15 protein-coding genes and 1 pseudogene are annotated in these 14348 nt (G+C 74.1%); 8 read left to right on the top strand and 8 right to left on the bottom strand.

Features of this window, described 5'->3' with window-relative positions; genetic code table 11:
* The first annotated feature begins 59 nt into the window (after positions 1-59).
* Positions 60-536, top strand: coding sequence for a GNAT family N-acetyltransferase (locus tag H9L09_RS21400; RefSeq protein ID WP_187578776.1), 477 nt, complete (start codon positions 60-62; stop codon positions 534-536).
* Here the strand turns inward: H9L09_RS21400 and H9L09_RS21395 are convergent.
* Positions 520-1215, bottom strand: coding sequence for a DNA alkylation repair protein (locus tag H9L09_RS21395; RefSeq protein ID WP_187578775.1), 696 nt, complete (start codon positions 1213-1215; stop codon positions 520-522). The two genes, H9L09_RS21400 and H9L09_RS21395, sit on opposite strands and share 17 nt — an antisense overlap.
* A 60-nt stretch (positions 1216-1275) precedes the next feature.
* Here H9L09_RS21395 and H9L09_RS21390 point away from each other — a divergent pair, with 60 nt between their 5' ends.
* Together H9L09_RS21390 and H9L09_RS21385 are read left to right on the top strand one after the other, a co-directional pair.
* Entirely contained in the window at positions 1276-2226 is a 951-nt protein-coding gene (locus tag H9L09_RS21390) for a proteasome assembly chaperone family protein (protein ID WP_187578774.1), read from the top strand.
* Positions 2227-2233: 7 nt separating this feature from the next.
* Positions 2234-3094: an acyl-CoA thioesterase gene (locus H9L09_RS21385; RefSeq protein WP_187578773.1), complete on the top strand. Its 861-nt coding sequence runs from the start codon at positions 2234-2236 to the stop codon at positions 3092-3094.
* Positions 3095-3162: 68 nt separating this feature from the next.
* Here the strand turns inward: H9L09_RS21385 and H9L09_RS21380 are convergent, their stop codons facing one another.
* Positions 3163-4023, bottom strand: coding sequence for a MaoC/PaaZ C-terminal domain-containing protein (locus tag H9L09_RS21380; RefSeq protein WP_187578772.1), 861 nt, complete (start codon positions 4021-4023; stop codon positions 3163-3165).
* A gap of 3 nt (positions 4024-4026) precedes the next feature.
* A complete protein-coding gene (locus H9L09_RS21375; protein WP_187578771.1) occupies positions 4027-5394 on the bottom strand; it encodes a 3-oxoacyl-ACP reductase in 1368 nt (455 codons plus the stop codon).
* Between the two features lie 216 nt (positions 5395-5610).
* Here H9L09_RS21375 and H9L09_RS21370 point away from each other — a divergent pair, with 216 nt between their 5' ends.
* Entirely contained in the window at positions 5611-6891 is a 1281-nt protein-coding gene (locus H9L09_RS21370) for an acetyl-CoA C-acetyltransferase (RefSeq protein WP_187578770.1), read from the top strand.
* A 20-nt stretch (positions 6892-6911) separates the two neighbouring features.
* Here the strand turns inward: H9L09_RS21370 and H9L09_RS21365 are convergent, their stop codons facing one another.
* Together H9L09_RS21365 and H9L09_RS21360 are read right to left on the bottom strand one after the other, a co-directional pair.
* Positions 6912-7640 (bottom strand): TetR/AcrR family transcriptional regulator, encoded by a 729-nt coding sequence (locus H9L09_RS21365; protein ID WP_187578769.1) that lies wholly within the window; start codon positions 7638-7640, stop codon positions 6912-6914.
* 49 nt (positions 7641-7689) lie between these two features.
* Positions 7690-9018: an ATP-dependent DNA ligase gene (locus H9L09_RS21360; RefSeq protein WP_246456570.1), complete on the bottom strand. Its 1329-nt coding sequence runs from the start codon at positions 9016-9018 to the stop codon at positions 7690-7692.
* Between the two features lie 360 nt (positions 9019-9378).
* Between H9L09_RS21360 and H9L09_RS21355 the strand changes: the two genes are divergently transcribed.
* The gene (locus tag H9L09_RS21355; protein WP_246456167.1) at positions 9379-10308 is read left to right on the top strand and encodes a DNA-3-methyladenine glycosylase family protein; all 930 of its coding nucleotides are present in this window, start codon (positions 9379-9381) and stop codon (positions 10306-10308) included.
* Here the strand turns inward: H9L09_RS21355 and H9L09_RS21350 are convergent.
* The gene (locus H9L09_RS21350; protein ID WP_187578768.1) at positions 10305-10508 is read right to left on the bottom strand and encodes a hypothetical protein; all 204 of its coding nucleotides are present in this window, start codon (positions 10506-10508) and stop codon (positions 10305-10307) included. The two genes, H9L09_RS21355 and H9L09_RS21350, sit on opposite strands and share 4 nt — an antisense overlap.
* A gap of 178 nt (positions 10509-10686) precedes the next feature.
* On the opposite strand from H9L09_RS21350, the gene H9L09_RS21345 reads away from it, so the two are divergent.
* From H9L09_RS21345 to H9L09_RS21335, 3 genes are all read left to right on the top strand, one after another.
* Positions 10687-11097, top strand: coding sequence for a YciI family protein (locus H9L09_RS21345; protein WP_187578767.1), 411 nt, complete (start codon positions 10687-10689; stop codon positions 11095-11097).
* A 156-nt stretch (positions 11098-11253) separates the two neighbouring features.
* Complete coding sequence (locus H9L09_RS21340) at positions 11254-12315, top strand: RNA polymerase sigma factor (RefSeq protein ID WP_343065159.1); 1062 nt, start codon at positions 11254-11256, stop codon at positions 12313-12315.
* Positions 12316-12399: 84 nt separating this feature from the next.
* Positions 12400-13263 (top strand): hypothetical protein, encoded by an 864-nt coding sequence (locus tag H9L09_RS21335; protein ID WP_187578766.1) that lies wholly within the window; start codon positions 12400-12402, stop codon positions 13261-13263.
* Here the strand turns inward: H9L09_RS21335 and H9L09_RS22720 are convergent.
* Both H9L09_RS22720 and H9L09_RS22715 read right to left on the bottom strand, forming a co-directional pair.
* Positions 13223-13558 carry a phospholipase D-like domain-containing protein gene (locus H9L09_RS22720; protein WP_343065158.1) on the bottom strand — a complete coding sequence of 112 codons (336 nt, stop codon included), beginning with the start codon at positions 13556-13558 and terminating at the stop codon, positions 13223-13225. The genes H9L09_RS21335 and H9L09_RS22720 overlap by 41 nt on opposite strands.
* A 398-nt stretch (positions 13559-13956) precedes the next feature.
* Positions 13957-14247: pseudogene (locus H9L09_RS22715) on the bottom strand (phospholipase D-like domain-containing protein); the annotation flags it as partial.
* Positions 14248-14348 lie beyond the last annotated feature (101 nt).

Here is a 14348-nt window from a genome sequence, read left to right as displayed (position 1 = left end):
CGAGCCGGGTGTGGTCGTCGTCACGGTGGGGCCGGCGCCGGACGGTTAGGGTTCCGGCCATGACCGAGCAAGAGGTGACGATCCGCCGGGCGGTCCGCTCCGACGCCCGCGAGCTGGCCGGGATGCGCTGGGACCGTGCCGCCGAGGACCAGCCGCTCGACCCGGACGACCGCGAGACGTTCCTGGACCGTCAGCTCACCTGGTTCGCCGAGGCGCTGGAGAACGGCTGGGTCGCCTGGGTGCTCGAGCAGGACAACCGGCTGTGCGGCCAGGTCTTCGTCAACGTGGTGGACACCGTGCCGTCCCCGGTTCCGGGACCCGCTGGCGTCGGCTACGTGACCAACCTGTGGGTGGCGCCCGGGCTTCGCGGGCAGCGGCGGGGAGCCGAGCTGCTCGAGGCGGCACGTGAGTGGGCGGTGACCGTCCCGCTGGCGTCCCTGGTCGTGCGTCCCTCGGCGGAGGCCACCGCTCTCTTCACCGGCGCCGGCTTCCGCGATGGCGGGATGCTGCACCTGCCGCTCACGCCAGGTGCTTGAGCGCCTCGTGACGGGTCAGCCCCGACAGCCGGTCCTCGTGCTCGGCCACGAACGCGCGCACCCAGTCCGGGTCCGTGCGGGCGTGCTCGCGCAGCGCCCAGCCGCAAGCCTTGCGGATGAAGAACTCCCGCCCGTGCGGTGAGTCCTCGAGGTTCTCCTCGAGCGCGTGACGCAGCAGCGCGACATCGGTGGCCGCCTTGCTGCCGAGCTGGCAGAGCAGGGCGGTCCGCCGCAGCCAGAGGTCGTCCTCGCTCGCCCACGTCCACAGGACCGGGACCGCGCCGTCGGGGTGGCTGCGCACGATGCCGCCCACGTGGTGCGAGGCCAGGTCGTCCACCAGGTCCCACCAGGCGCCGGTCACCACCAGGTGCCGGTACATCGGCAGCGTGCCGAGGTCCTGGTGGGCCCGGTAGAGCCGGTGCCGGGCCAGTGCCAGGGCGGCGTAGCGCTCCTCCCGGTACCGCGCCCCGTCCCACAACCGGCGTACGGCGTCCTCCCACGCCGCCCGGTCCGGCAGCGGGTGCCCGGCGAGCAGCGGGCCGAGCAGCGCGCGCAGCGGGACCGACGAGACGCCACGGAACGGCATCGCCGACTTCATGTAGGCCTGCATGCCCGGGGCCCGCTCCGGGTCGGCCGCCTCGGCGATGCGGGCGCGGACCTCCTCCACGAGATCGGGCATAGTGAGCACCGTAGTGGTGTTGGGACCCCGTGGACGTCGACGATCTGACCAGGAGGAGACATGTCTGATCCGGCAGGGGTTCCGGGACCGGGTGCACCGGGCGAGGCCCGGTTCGTGCACATCGTCGACGACGTGCCCGAGCTGCGCGAGGGCGACGCCCCGGTGCTGATCCACGCGCTCGACGGCTTCCTCGACGCCGGCAACGCCGGCGCGATCGCCGTGCGGCACCTGCTCGCCGGCGACGCGGGCCGTGTCGTGGCGAGCTTCGACATCGACGCCTTCTACGACTACCGGGCCCGCCGGCCGCCGCTGACCTTCGCGGAGGACCACTACGAGGGCTACGAGGCGCCGCGGCTGGTCGTGCGGCTGCTGCGCGACCTCCTCGGCACGCCGTACCTGCTCCTGCACGGCCCCGAGCCAGACACCTACTGGGAGGCCTTCGCCGCCGCGGTGCGTGCGGTGGTCGAGCACTTCGGGGTCCGGCTCACCGTGGCGCTCGGATCGGTGCCGATGGCGGTGCCGCACACCCGGCCGGTGATGCTGACCAACCACGCCTCCACCACCGACCTGCTGGTGCAGCCGAACGTCTGGAAGGGCCAGATCCGGGTGCCCGCCAGCGCCCAGGCGGTGCTCGAGCTGCGGCTGGGGGAGTGGGGACACCCGGCGATGGGCTTCGTCGCGCACATCCCGCACTACGTCGCCCAGGTCGACTACCCGGCCGCCGCCGGGCGGCTGCTGGAGTCGGTGGAGATCGTCACCGGGCTGGAGTGGGACCTCGAGCCGCTCGAGGTGGCCGGCCAGGCCCGGCTGGCCGAGATCGCCGAGCAGATCGAGGGCTCCGCCGAGGTCCGCGACGTGGTGCTCGGCCTGGAGCAGCAGTACGACTCGTTCCACCACCCCGACCAGGACGCCACGCTGCCGCTCGCCGAGGAGCGGAACCTGCCCACCGGTGAGGAGCTCGGCGCGGAGTTCGAGCGCTTCCTCGCCGGACTCGACAGCCCCGAGGAGTAGAGACCCTGTGCCCAGCTCTGCCGTGGAGCTCCTCGAGCTCCTCGACCTCGAGACCATCGACGTCAACCTCTTCCGGGGGATCCAGCCCGACACCTCGCTCCAGCGGGTCTTCGGCGGCCAGGTGGCCGGCCAGGCCCTGGTGGCGGGGGCCCGCACCGTCGAGGCGCCCCGGTCGGTGCACTCGCTGCACAGCTACTTCCTGCGCCCCGGCGACCCGAGCGTGCCGATCGTGTACGACGTCGAGCGGATCCGCGACGGTCGGTCGTTCTCGACCCGCCGGGTCGTCGCCCGCCAGCACGGCCGGCCGATCTACTACATGACGGCCTCCTTCCAGGTCCCCGAGGGCGGCTTCGAGCACCAGGACGAGATGCCGCAGGTGCCCGGGCCCGAGGCGGCCGTCGACATGAGCGAGCTGGTCCGCCGCCGCTCGCCCGAGCACGCCGAGCTGTGGGTCAAGGAGTGGTCCGCCCTCGAGCTGCGGTGGATCGGCGACTCCCGCCCCGGCGGCGTGATCGTCCAGGACGGACGTCCCGGCCAGTCCCAGCTCTGGATGCGGGTGAGCGGCCCGCTGGCCGGCGACCCGGTCGTCCACCAGGCGGCGTTCACCTACGCCAGCGACATGACGCTGCTCGGCTCCGCGCTGGTGCCGCACGGGGTGCAGATCTCCGACCCCCGGGTGCAGTCCGCCTCGCTGGACCACACGATCTGGTTCCACCGCCCGTTCCGGGCCGACGAGTGGATGCTCTACGACCAGGTCTCGCCGTCCGCCTCGGGAGCCCGGGGGCTGGCCTTCGGCCGGGTCTTCGCCCAGGACGGCCGGCTCGTCGCCTCGGTGGCGCAGGAGGGCCTGATCCGGCCTCGCGACTGACCCGCGGCCGTACGCGGCCGCAACGCGGGCGGGGGGCCGCGGCGGCAGCTTGCCGTCCCGCAGCGGGCTCAGGCGAGCGGGCGGGTGCGGCCGAGCAGGTGCGCGGCGCCGTCCCGGGGCCGGGTGAGCGAGAAGTCGTAGCCGTCGTCGCGGCGTCGCGAGCCGAACCCGACCGTGCCCGGCAGCAGGACCGGCTTGCGGAACTCGACCTCGACCCGCACCGCCTCCGGCAGCCGGCCCTGCAGCGCCGCCAGGCAGCGCGCCGTGCTCCACATGCCGTGGGCGATCGGTCGGGGGAACCCGAAGGCCTTGGCGGTGACGGCGTAGAGGTGGATCGGGTTGCGGTCGCCCGAGACGGCGGCGTACCGACGGCCGAGGTCACCGGGGAGCCGCCAGGTCACGCCGGAGCCGGGGACCTCGGCGAAGGCGGCCCGGTCCGGCGTGGCGGCGGTGCCGTCGCCGGTGCGCAGGTAGGTGGAGGTGGACTCCCAGACCAGCTCCCCGGCGCTGTGCACGGTCGTCTCGAGGTCGAAGACCCGGCCCTTCCGGTGCGGTCGCAGGCGGGTGGGCCGGGCGCTGACCTGCAGCCGCTCGCCGGGGTCGATCGGCCGGTGCTGCCGGATCGAGTTCTCCAGGTGGACCAGGCCGACCGCGGGGAACGGGAACGCCCGGTCGGTCAACACCTGCAGGTGCAGCGGGAAGGCCAGCACGTTCGGGTAGGTGATCGGCAGCGCCTCGGTCAGGCCGAAGCCGCAGACCTCGGCGTACGCCGCCACGCGCGCCCGGTCCACGACCACGTCGTGCCGGGTGGGAGCCAGGTCGGGCAGGGTGTCGCCGCGGCGTCGCAGCCCCGGCACCCGGTTGAGCCCGGGGACGGCGGGCAGCACGGCCTTCAGCGGCACCGGCAGCCCGGGGAGCGGTCCTGGCACGACTCAGGCCCCCAGCACCATCTGGCCGCAGACCCGGACCACGTTGCCGTTCACCGCCGTGGAGGCCGGGTTCGCGAACCAGGCGATCGTCTCCGCGACGTCGACCGGGAGGCCGCCCTGGGACAGCGAGTTCAGCCGCCGCCCGACCTCGCGGGTGGCGAAGGGCACCGCCGCGGTCATCTGGGTCTCGATGAAGCCCGGAGCGACCGCGTTGGCGGTGATGCCGTCCGGGAGGTCGTCGGCGAGGCTGTCGACGAGCCCGATGACGCCTGCCTTCGAGGTGGCGTAGTTGGTCTGCCCCAGGTTGCCGGCGATCCCGGAGGTGGAGGCGACCCCGACGATCCGGCCGTTGGCGTTCACCAGCTTCTGCCGGAGCAGCTCGGTGGTGATCCGCTCCGGTGCGGTGAGGTTGACCGCGATCACCGAGGCGAAGGCGTCGGGCTTGATGTTCGCCAGCTTCTTGTCCCGGGTGATCCCGGCGTTGTGCACGACGATGTCGACCCCGCCGAACCTGTCCTTGACGTGCTGGGCGATCCGCTGCGCGGAGTCCTTGCCGGTGATGTCGAGGACCAGGTGGTCGCCGCCGGGCTCGCCGTCGGGGCCGGCCAGGTCGCGGATCACCGCCTGCAGCTCGCTCGCGGCCTGGGGTACGTCGATCCCGAGCACCTGGGCGCCGTCGCGGTGCAGGACACGGGCGATCTGCTCGCCGATCCCGCGGCTCGCCCCGGTGACCAGGGCGACCCTGCCCTCGAGCGGACGGGTCCAGTCCGGCACCTGCGGCGCGGCCGCGGTCGGGCCGTGGCAGCCGATCCGGACCACCTGGCCGGAGACGTAGGCCGACTTGGCGGAGAGCAGGAAGGCGAGCGTCGAGGCGACGGCGGCCGGGTCGTCCTGGCTCGGCCCGGCGACGTACACCAGCTGCACGGTGCCGCCACGGCCGACCTCCTTGCCCAGCGAGCGGGTGAAGCCCTCCAGCGCCCGCTGGGTGACCCGCTCCGCGCCGTGCAGCGACTCCGGCGGGGTGCCCAGCACCAGCAGGCGGGGGCACGGATCGAGGCTGCGCATCAGCGGGGTGAAGAACTCGGCCAGGGCGGGCAGCTGCTCGCTCGAGGTGAGCCCGGTGGCGTCGAACACGAGGCCCTTGACGCGCTGGTCGGTCCCGGCCGCGGGCACGTGGGCGATCCCGAGGGTGTCGAGCGCGGCGACCAGCGTGCCGCCGAGCCGGCCCTCGCCGCCCAGCAGGACCGTGCCGGTGACCAGCGGTTCCCCGGCGGTGTAGCGCTCGAGGGGCACCGGGTTGGGCAGCCCCAGGGTCCGGGCCAGCACCTGGCCGACGGGGGTGTGGATCAGGGACTGGTAGCGGTCGCTCATCGTGGACTGGCTCCTCCTGCGTCGGCCGGGGCCGCCGCGACCCGGTGGTGGCGGCGCTCCCGCCGTTCTTTTGTAACGGCTGGTGCAACCAGGAGTCCACGTTTCGTGACGTGGCCCTCACTCGGTTTGCCCATCTCCGCGCCGGGGTGAGGATGGAGTCGTTCGCCGCCCGGTCCCGAACCGCCATCCTGCCGCAGCCGCCCCGAGGAGAACCAGATGCAGACGACCACCCGCCGCGTCGCCGTCATCGGCGGCAACCGGATCCCGTTCGCGCGCTCGAACACCGCCTACGCCCACGCCTCCAACCAGGACATGCTGACCGCAGCGTTGGACGGGCTGGTGCGCCGCTTCGGGCTCGAGGGCGATCGCCTCGGCGAGGTGGTCGCGGGCGCCGTGCTCAAGCACAGCCGCGACTTCAACCTGACCCGGGAGGCGGTGCTCGGCTCCCGGCTCGCCCCGGAGACGCCGGCCTACGACCTGCAGCAGGCCTGCGACACCGGCCTCCAGGCCACGATCGCGGTGGCGAACAAGATCGCGTTCGGTCAGATCGAGGTCGGGGTCGCCGGTGGCGCGGACACCACCTCCGACGCCCCGATCGCCGTGAACGAGCGGCTGCGCGGAATCCTCCTCGAGGCCAACCGGGCGAAGTCGCTGCAGGGCCGGCTGGCCGCCCTGGCCAAGGTCCGCCCGCAGTACCTGGTCCCGTCGATCCCGCAGAACAGCGAGCCGCGCACCGGCCTGTCGATGGGGGAGTCCGCGGCGTTGACCGCGCTGGAGTGGAACGTCGGGCGCGAGGAGCAGGACCAGCTCGCGGTCGCCTCGCACCAGCACCTGGCCGCGGCGTACGAGAGGGGCTTCTTCGACGACCTGGTGACCCCGTTCCAGGGACTGGAGCGCGACCAGAACCTGCGTCCCGACTCCTCGCTGGAGAAGCTCGCCACGCTCCAGCCGGTGTTCGGCCGCGGCGAGGCCGCGACGATGACGGCCGGCAACTCCACGCCGTTGACCGACGGTGCCTCGACGGTCCTGCTCTGCTCGGAGGAGTACGCCGCGGCGCGCGGCTGGGAGCCGCTGGCGTTCTTCGCCGCCTCCGAGACCGCCGCCGTCGACTACGTGCACGGCGGTGAGGGGCTGCTGATGGCGCCGGCCTACGCCATGCCGCGGATGCTGGCGCGGGAGGGGCTCGCCCTGCAGGACTTCGACTTCTACGAGATCCACGAGGCGTTCGCCTCCCAGGTGCTTGCCACGCTGGAGGTGTGGGAGGACCCGGTGTTCTGCAAGGAGCGCCTCGGCCTCGACGCTCCGCTCGGGCCGATCGACCGGTCCCGGCTCAACGTGAACGGCTCGTCCCTGGCGGCCGGCCACCCGTTCGCGGCCACCGGCGGCCGGATCGTGGCCACCCTCGCGAAGCTCCTCGCGGAGAAGGGCTCCGGCCGGGGCGTGATCTCGATCTGCGCGGCCGGCGGCCAGGGCGTCACCGCGATCCTCGAGCGCTGAGACAGGAGACGCAGGCGGTCTCAGGGGGCGCCGACGGCCATCGCGATGCTGGAGGCCACCAGGTGCTCCTTGACCTGCTCTGCGGAGAGCCGCGCCGTGGTCGGGATGCCGGGGGCGGACTCCTTGACCAGCATCCCGACGCGGGCGAGCTGCAGGCCGCCGAGGCCGGTGGCGTAGAGCGTGTTGGCCAGCAGGTCCACGTCGTCGGTGTGGAAGATGCCGGCCTCGACGCCGGCCCGGACCACCTCGACGACCCGGGCGAGGCAGCCGCTGATACTGCGGCCGAGGCGGAGCATCGCGCCCTCGCTGACCTCGTCGAGCAGCTCGGGGCCGGGCCGGCCCATCAGCGTGAGCGCGCAGTCGACGAACGCGGGGAACTCCAGCCCGTAGTCGACGAAGGCCTCGGTGATCGCCCGCAGCCGGGCGACCGGGTCGGCGGTCCCGGAGCCGGGGCTCGCGCCGCTGCCGTGGCCGGCGCCGGCCACGGTGAGGCGCCCCTGCAGCTCGTCGAGGTAGCCGGCCAGGGTGAGCGCGAAGAGCTCCTCCTTGCCGGTGAAGTGCCGGTAGATGATCGCCCGGTTGATGCCGACGGCCCGGGCGATGTCCTCGATCTGGGCGTCGCGGACGCCGCGGGCGTCGAAGAGGTCGCGGGTCGCGCGCAGGATCTCGGCCTCGCGTCGACGGCGCCGGGCCGCGGCGGCGGAGCGACGGCCGTCGGGTCGGCTGTCGATCGGCGCCGGGCTGCTCATCCGGTCATGCTACGGCGGCCGTAACCGGGCATTCCGCACGACGCACGCCTCACGGCGCCGCCAGCGCCCGGACCGTCTCGATGGTGTCGGCCTCCTCGGCGCTCTTGTCGTCGCGGTAGCGCAGCACCCGCGCGAACCGCAGCGCCAGGCCGCCGGGGTAGCGCGAGGACCGCTGCAGGCCGTCGAAGGCGACCTCGACCACCTGCTCGGGGCGCACCCGCACGACGTACGACGACCGGTCGGTCTCGAGCTCGAGGAACCGCCGGGTCTGCCACGCGAGCATCTCGTCGGTCATCCCCTTGAAGGTCTTGCCGAGCATCACGAAGCCGCCGTCGTGGTCGCGGGCGCCGAGGTGGATGTTGGAGAGCAAACCCTCGCGGCGGCCGCTGCCCCACTCGACCGCCAGCACCACGAGGTCGAGGGTGTGCCGGGGCTTCACCTTGACCCAGGCGGCGCCGCGCCGACCGGCCTCGTAGGGGGCGTCGAGCGCCTTGACCACCACGCCCTCGTGGCCGGCGGCGACCAGCGCGGTGAACAGCTCGCGGGCCGAGGCGGGGTCGTCGGTGACGGTGCGCGGCACCACCAGCGGGCCGGGAGCGAGTGTCGCGAGCCGGTCGAAGCGGACCCGGGCCGGCTGGTCGAGGAGGTCCTCGCCGTCGAGGTGCAGCAGGTCGAAGAAGTACGGCGTCAGCGGGACCTGCCGCCGCAGGGTCGCGACGTCGGTGCGGCTGGCCGTCCGGGCGCCGGTCTCCTGGAAGGGGCGCGGCCGGCCGGCGGCGTCGAGCGCGATCGCCTCGCCGTCGAGCGCGAACCGCTCCGCCGGCAGCGCCAGCGCCGCCTCGACGACCTCGGGCACCCGGTCGGTGATCTCCTCGAGGCTCCGGGTGAACACGCGGACGGTCCCGCCGTCCCGGTGCACCTGCACCCGGATCCCGTCCAGCTTGGTGTCGACCGCCAGCGGCTGGGGGTGGCCGTCGGCACCGGCCGCGAACCCCTCGAAGGCGGCGTCGAGGTCGGGAGCGCTGGAGGCGAGCATCGGCCGGACCGGGCGGCCCACCTCGAGCGTGAACCGGGCCAGACCGGCCGCCCCCTCGGTGAGAGCCGCCACGGCGACCGGCGGCGTGGCACCGGCGAGCATCGCCGCGCGGCGGACGGCCGCCACCGGCACCCCGGCGGCCGCGGCCACCGCCTCCAGCACCAGCGCGTCGAGGGCGCCCTGCCGGAGCTCTCCGGTGACCAGGCCGCGCAGGTAGGACTGCTCCTCGGCGGTGGCCCTCCCGAACAGGTCGTGCAGCAGCTGCTCGCGCCGGGCCTTGGAGCCGGCGCCTGCGACGGTGGCGAGGTCGGCGAAGCAGGCGTCGACCTCGGCGACCCGCAGGGTCGGCGCCGGGGCCGGGCCGGCAGATCGGTCAGCGAGCGCCAGCCGACGCCGGTGCGCCGCTGCCGCAGCGAACCGGAGAGGTAGCAGACCGTGACGTCGACCTCGGTGGGGGACTGCTGCGCGGCGGTGCGGAGCACGTCGGCGAGCGCGACCACCTTGGCGGTGCGGGAGCGGGTGGCGCGCACGGTCGCGTGGGCGGCCACGAGGTCGGCGAGGGGCAGCATGGCGCCATTGTGTCCCGCGGCTCCGACAAAGCCGTCAGGCTCCGGCGGACCCTCCGGAGCCCGCGCGGGACCGGGCTGTCGACGGGGGAGGGGAGCCCCGGGGGCGTCGGCGCGCCGCCGTACCCTGGGCCGCGTGCAGGAGGCGGCGGGACGGGAGCGGGTCTGGGAGCCGGCGTGGCCCTGTCCGGTGCAGCAGAACCTCGCGGTGCTGCGCCGGGGGCTCGGGGACCCGACGTTCCGCACCGACCCCGACGGCACCGTCTGGCGGGGGATCCGCACCCCGGAGGGGCCGGCCACGCTGCGGCTCCGACAGCCCGCCGTCGGCAGCACGGTCCTGGCGACGGCCTGGGGGCCGGGCGCGGAGTGGTCGCTCGACGCGGTGCCGGCGATGCTGGGTGCCGAGGACGACCCGTCCGGCTTCGAGCCGCGACACCCCCGGATCACTGAGATGCTGCGGCACAAGCCGCACTGGCGGGTGATCCGCACCGGCCTGGTCATGGAGGCGCTGGTGCCCGCGATCATCGAGCAGAAGGTCACCGGCCAGGAGGCCTTCGCGGGGTTCCGGGCGCTGGTACGCCGCTTCGGCGAGCGGGCCCCCGGCCCGGGGGCCGAGCACCGGCTGTGGGTGCAGCCGACGCCGGAGCAGCTGCGGAGGGTGCCGTCCTGGGAGTGGCTGCAGCTGCACATCGACCCGGCCCGGTCGCGTGCCGTGGTGCGAGCGGCGCAGGTGGCCTCCGCACTGGAGCGCACCGTCGGGCTGCCCGGCGACGAGGTGGACCGGAGGCTGCGGAGCCTGCCGGGCATCGGCGTCTGGACCTCGGCCGAGGTGCGCTTCCGCGCGCACGGCGACGCGGACGCCGTGAGCTTCGGCGACTACCACGTGGCGAAGAACGTCGGCTGGGCGCTCACCGGCGACCCGGTCGACGATGACGGGCTGGCCGAGCTGCTGGAGCCGTTCCGCCCGCACCGCTACCGCGTGCAACGTCTCGTGGAGCTGACCGGCGCCCACCGGCCACGACGCGGACCCCGGATGGCGCCGCGCACCCACCTGCCCGGCCGCTAGGCGGAAGCCCGGTGCGACGAGGTGCTCGCCGCGGCGGCCACCGCCTCGATCTCCTCCACGTTCAGGTCGAGCTGGTGCAGCAGCGACGCCTCGCGCACGGTGTCGACGTGACGCGGCAGGGCCACCTGGGCCTGCACGGCCCGATCGTGGTCGCCCCGTGCCCGCAACGCGTCCGTGACGTCGTCCTTCTCCACCAGCATCGTGTGATCCCTCCCCAGGGTCAGCGTCGAAACCTCGTATCTTGGTGATGCCCGGCAGGACGTGATTCATGCCACTGTCCAGACCACCTGGGTGCCCCGATGTCGAGAAGTCGTAACCGGCTCCGCTCCCCGGTTGACGGGCCACGACAGGCGAGGCCCAGGACCCACAGGAGACACCATGCCGAAGTACCTGCTCCTCAAGCACTACCGCGGCGGCCCGACGCCGCACCGACCCGTACCGCCGATGGACCAGTGGGCGCCCGAGGACGTCGAGGCGCACATGGCCTTCCTCAGGCACGTCAGCGAGCTGCTGGAGAAGAACGGCGAGTTCGTCGACGCGCAGGCGCTCACGCCGGCGCGCACCTGGGTGCGCTACGGCGGCCCGGACGCCGCGCCGGTCACCACCGACGGCCCGCTGCCCGAGACCAGCGACCTGGTGGCCGGGTGGTACATGATCGACGTGGACTCCTACGAGCGCGCGGTCGCGGTCGCGGCGTACGTCTCCTCCGAGCCCGGGCCGGGTGGCGAGCCGCTCTACGAGTGGATCGACGTCCGCGAGGTCATGTCCGAGACGCCTGCCGACGACTGAGGCACTGACCGTCATGAGCGAGGCCGCGACCCGGCAGCTGGACGAGGGTGCCCTGCGCGCCCTCGTCCCCCGGGTGCTCGCCGGGCTGGTCCGGCGGGGGAGGACTTCGCTGCCGCCGAGGACGCGCTGCAGGAGGCCCTCCTCGACGCCTTGCGGGTGTGGCCCGAGCATCCGCCGGACGACCCCCGCGCGTGGCTGAGCGCGGTGGCGGCTCGCCGGCTGGTCGACGCCAGGCGCAGCGAGGCCGCCCGGCACCGGCGGGAGGAGGCGGTGGACCCGGGGCACGGGTCCGCCGCCACCGAGGAGGGGGACGACACCCTCTTCCTGCTGTTCTGCTGCTGCCACCCCGAGCTCACGCCCGCCTCCCAGGTGGCGCTGACGCTGCGTGCGGTCGGCGGCCTCAGCACCCGGGAGATCGCCGACGCCTTCTACGTGCCGGAGGCGACGATGGCGCAGCGGATCAGCCGGGCCAAGCGCGCCCTGCGCGGGCAGCGCCTGGACCGGCCCGGCGACCTCGCCGTCGTGCTCCGCGTGCTTTACCTCGTCTACTCGGCCGGCCACGCGGGCCGCGTCGACCTGGTCGGCGAGGCGATCCGGCTGACCCGCCAGCTCACCCTGGCAACCGACGAACCGGAGGCGCGCGGGCTGCTCGCGCTGATGCTCCTCAACCACGCCCGCCTGCCGGCGCGACTCGACGCGCAGGGGCGCATCGTCACGCTCGACCGGCAGGACCGCCGCCTGTGGGACACCCGCGAGATCGCCGAGGGAGTGCGCGTCCTGCAGTCGGCGCTGGCCCTCCAGCGCCCCGGCCGCTACCAGATCGAGGCCGCCATCGCCGCCCTGCACGACGACGCGGCCCGTGCCGAGGAGACGGACTGGCCGCAGGTGCTCGCCTGGTACGACGACCTCGTCGGCCTCACCGAGGACCCGGTGCGTCAGGACCCCGCCGCGGTGCTCGGGCGCGCGGTCGCGGTGGGTCACGTCCACGGCGCCGGCGCGGGGCTGCGCGAGACCGACCGGCTGCGCGACGTGATCGGGGACCGGCACCGCTGGCACGCCGCCCGCGGCCACCTCCTGGAGCTCGGCGGTGACCTGCCCGCCGCGGCCACGGCGTACGCCGAGGCGGCCCGGCGGGCGACCAACGTCGCCGAGCGCGACCACCTGGTCCGCCAGGCCGCCCGTGCGCGGGCGGCCGGTCCGGCGTCTGGTGGGGGTTGAGGGAGCGCGGACGGCGCATGAGCAGCGCCCCCCGGTGCTGGAGGAGTTGAAGCCGCGCGGCATCAAGGTCAGGATCTGGTTGCCATGACGCCTCACTTCGACAGCGGCTCCCCGGTCCCTCGCGACATCGCGCTCCCGTTGGCGCGTGCCTACGTCGCGCAGCTGGACTGGCGGCTGCCGTGGTTCCGGGACCGGGTGGCTGCCGCGGGCGGCCCCCCGGTGGACGGGTCGGTCGAGTCGCTCGACGCCCTGGCCTCGTTCGCCGCGGCCAGGGCGCACGACCCGGGACCGGTCACGGCCGAGCCGTTCTGGTTCGAGCCGCCCGGCCACCGGCCCGACTGGACCGAGGCCGGCGCGGAGTGGGTCGAGGGGCTCGCCGCCGTCGTGGCCGAGGTGATCACGGCTGCCACGGGTGCCCGGTGGGTCTTCGACTCCGATCCGCGCTACGTCACCGGGCACCAGCCGGTGCTGCAGGGCGTGGTCAACACCCCGCAGCGTCTCGCGTCGTTGGCGGTGGCCGACTCGCTCTCGGGGCGGACCGGCCGACCGCTCTCCACCCTCGTGCCGAAGATGATCGACCAGTACGCGCGCGGCGGCCGGCTCGCGGATGCCCCGGACCTGGGCGAGGCCGACGGCCCGCGCGCCGCCGCCGCGCCGCCGCCGGCCGGACCCGTCACCGTCGAGGTGACGCCGCTGACGGGTGGTCCGTGGGACGTGCAGGTGAGCCTGCCGGAGGAGGTCGAGGACCTGCTCGGCGCGGCGGCCTACGCGAGCCTGGAGGAGCGCTTCGCCGCCGTGCCCGGCGTGCGCGCGGTCGTCTTCGAGGACCGCGACGTGGCGGTGCTCGCGACCGACGGGCTCGACCCCGAGGAGCTCCGGCGCGCCCTCGACGGGGTGCTCGCGGGTCTCAGAGCAGCGGGCGGAGCGGGGCCAGGACCAGCTCGGTGAACTTGCGGTGCGCGCCGCGCGCCTCCCACTCCGCCTCGGTGAGCTCCACGGCGTTGCCGAGGTCGCTGGCGTAGATCCGTTCCATCTCGGCGGCCATCGCCGCGTCGATGAACTCCACGTTGATCTCGTAGTTGCCGGTCATCGAGAGCCGGTCGATGTTGGCGGTGCCCACCGTGGACCAGCGGCCGTCGATGGTGGAGGTCTTCGCGTGCACCATCGCGCCGTCGAAGCGGAAGATCCGCACGCCGGCGCCGAGCAGCTCGCCGTAGTAGCCGCGGGAGAGCCAGTCGGCCACCACGTGGTTGGAGGTGCGCGGCACCAGCACCCGGACGTCGACCCCCGCCGCGCCGCCGCCTTCAGCGCCTCGACGAAGTCCGTGTCCGGGATGAAGTAGGCATGGGTCATCCAGATCCGCTCCGAGGCCCGGTTGATCGCCTCGAGGTACATCCCGCGGATCGGGAACATCCACAGGCGCGGCACGTTGCGGTGCACCCGGATCCGCGGCTCCCAGTCGGCCGCCGTCTCCAGCAGCAGCGGCCGGTGCCCGTGCCGGGGCTTGCGGTGCAGGTTCCAGAAGTCCGCGAAGGCTCGCTTGAGGTCCCACACGCCGGGGCCGGTGATCCGGACGTGGGTGTCGCGCCACTCGGTGGCGTACGCCGTGCCGACGTTGTAGCCGCCGACGAAGCCGACCCGGTCGTCGACGACCAGGATCTTGCGGTGGTCGCGGCCGTAGCGGCGCAGGTCGAAGAAGCGCCAGCCGGCGGCGTAGACGGGGTACTCCAGCACCTTCAGCCGGGGTCCGAAGCGCTTGAACCGCGGGCTGACGACCAGGTTCGCGAAGCCGTCGTAGATCACGTAGACCTCGACCCCGCGGCCGGCGGCCTCGGCCAGCGCGCGCTTGAACTGCTCGCCGACCTCGTCGCCCTTCCAGATGTAGGTCTCGAAGAGGATCTGCTCGCGGGCGGAGCGGATCGCCGCGAGCATGTCCTGGTAGAGGTCCTCGCCGAAGGCGTACGTCGTCACCGTGCCGTCGCCGATCCGGACCTCCGCCGGCCGCACGACCGGGAACGGCTTGGGCCGTTTGC

The organism is Nocardioides mesophilus, from assembly GCF_014395785.1.
Lineage (GTDB): Bacteria > Actinomycetota > Actinomycetes > Propionibacteriales > Nocardioidaceae > Nocardioides_B > Nocardioides_B mesophilus.
This window is presented reverse-complemented; position numbering and strand designations above follow the sequence as displayed.

What these genes read in the sequence shown, in the direction of transcription:
- H9L09_RS21345 (WP_187578767.1), top strand. Translation starts at nt 10,687, where the DNA reads ATGCCGAAGTACCTGCTCCTCAAGCACTACCGCGGCGGCCCGACGCCG.
- H9L09_RS21365 (WP_187578769.1), bottom strand. Translation starts at nt 7,640, where the DNA reads ATGAGCAGCCCGGCGCCGATCGACAGCCGACCCGACGGCCGTCGCTCC.
- H9L09_RS21400 (WP_187578776.1), top strand. Translation starts at nt 60, where the DNA reads ATGACCGAGCAAGAGGTGACGATCCGCCGGGCGGTCCGCTCCGACGCC.
- H9L09_RS21370 (WP_187578770.1), top strand. Translation starts at nt 5,611, where the DNA reads ATGCAGACGACCACCCGCCGCGTCGCCGTCATCGGCGGCAACCGGATC.
- H9L09_RS21375 (WP_187578771.1), bottom strand. Translation starts at nt 5,394, where the DNA reads ATGAGCGACCGCTACCAGTCCCTGATCCACACCCCCGTCGGCCAGGTG.
- H9L09_RS21335 (WP_187578766.1), top strand. Translation starts at nt 12,400, where the DNA reads ATGACGCCTCACTTCGACAGCGGCTCCCCGGTCCCTCGCGACATCGCG.
- H9L09_RS21350 (WP_187578768.1), bottom strand. Translation starts at nt 10,508, where the DNA reads ATGCTGGTGGAGAAGGACGACGTCACGGACGCGTTGCGGGCACGGGGC.
- H9L09_RS21390 (WP_187578774.1), top strand. Translation starts at nt 1,276, where the DNA reads ATGTCTGATCCGGCAGGGGTTCCGGGACCGGGTGCACCGGGCGAGGCC.
- H9L09_RS21395 (WP_187578775.1), bottom strand. Translation starts at nt 1,215, where the DNA reads ATGCCCGATCTCGTGGAGGAGGTCCGCGCCCGCATCGCCGAGGCGGCC.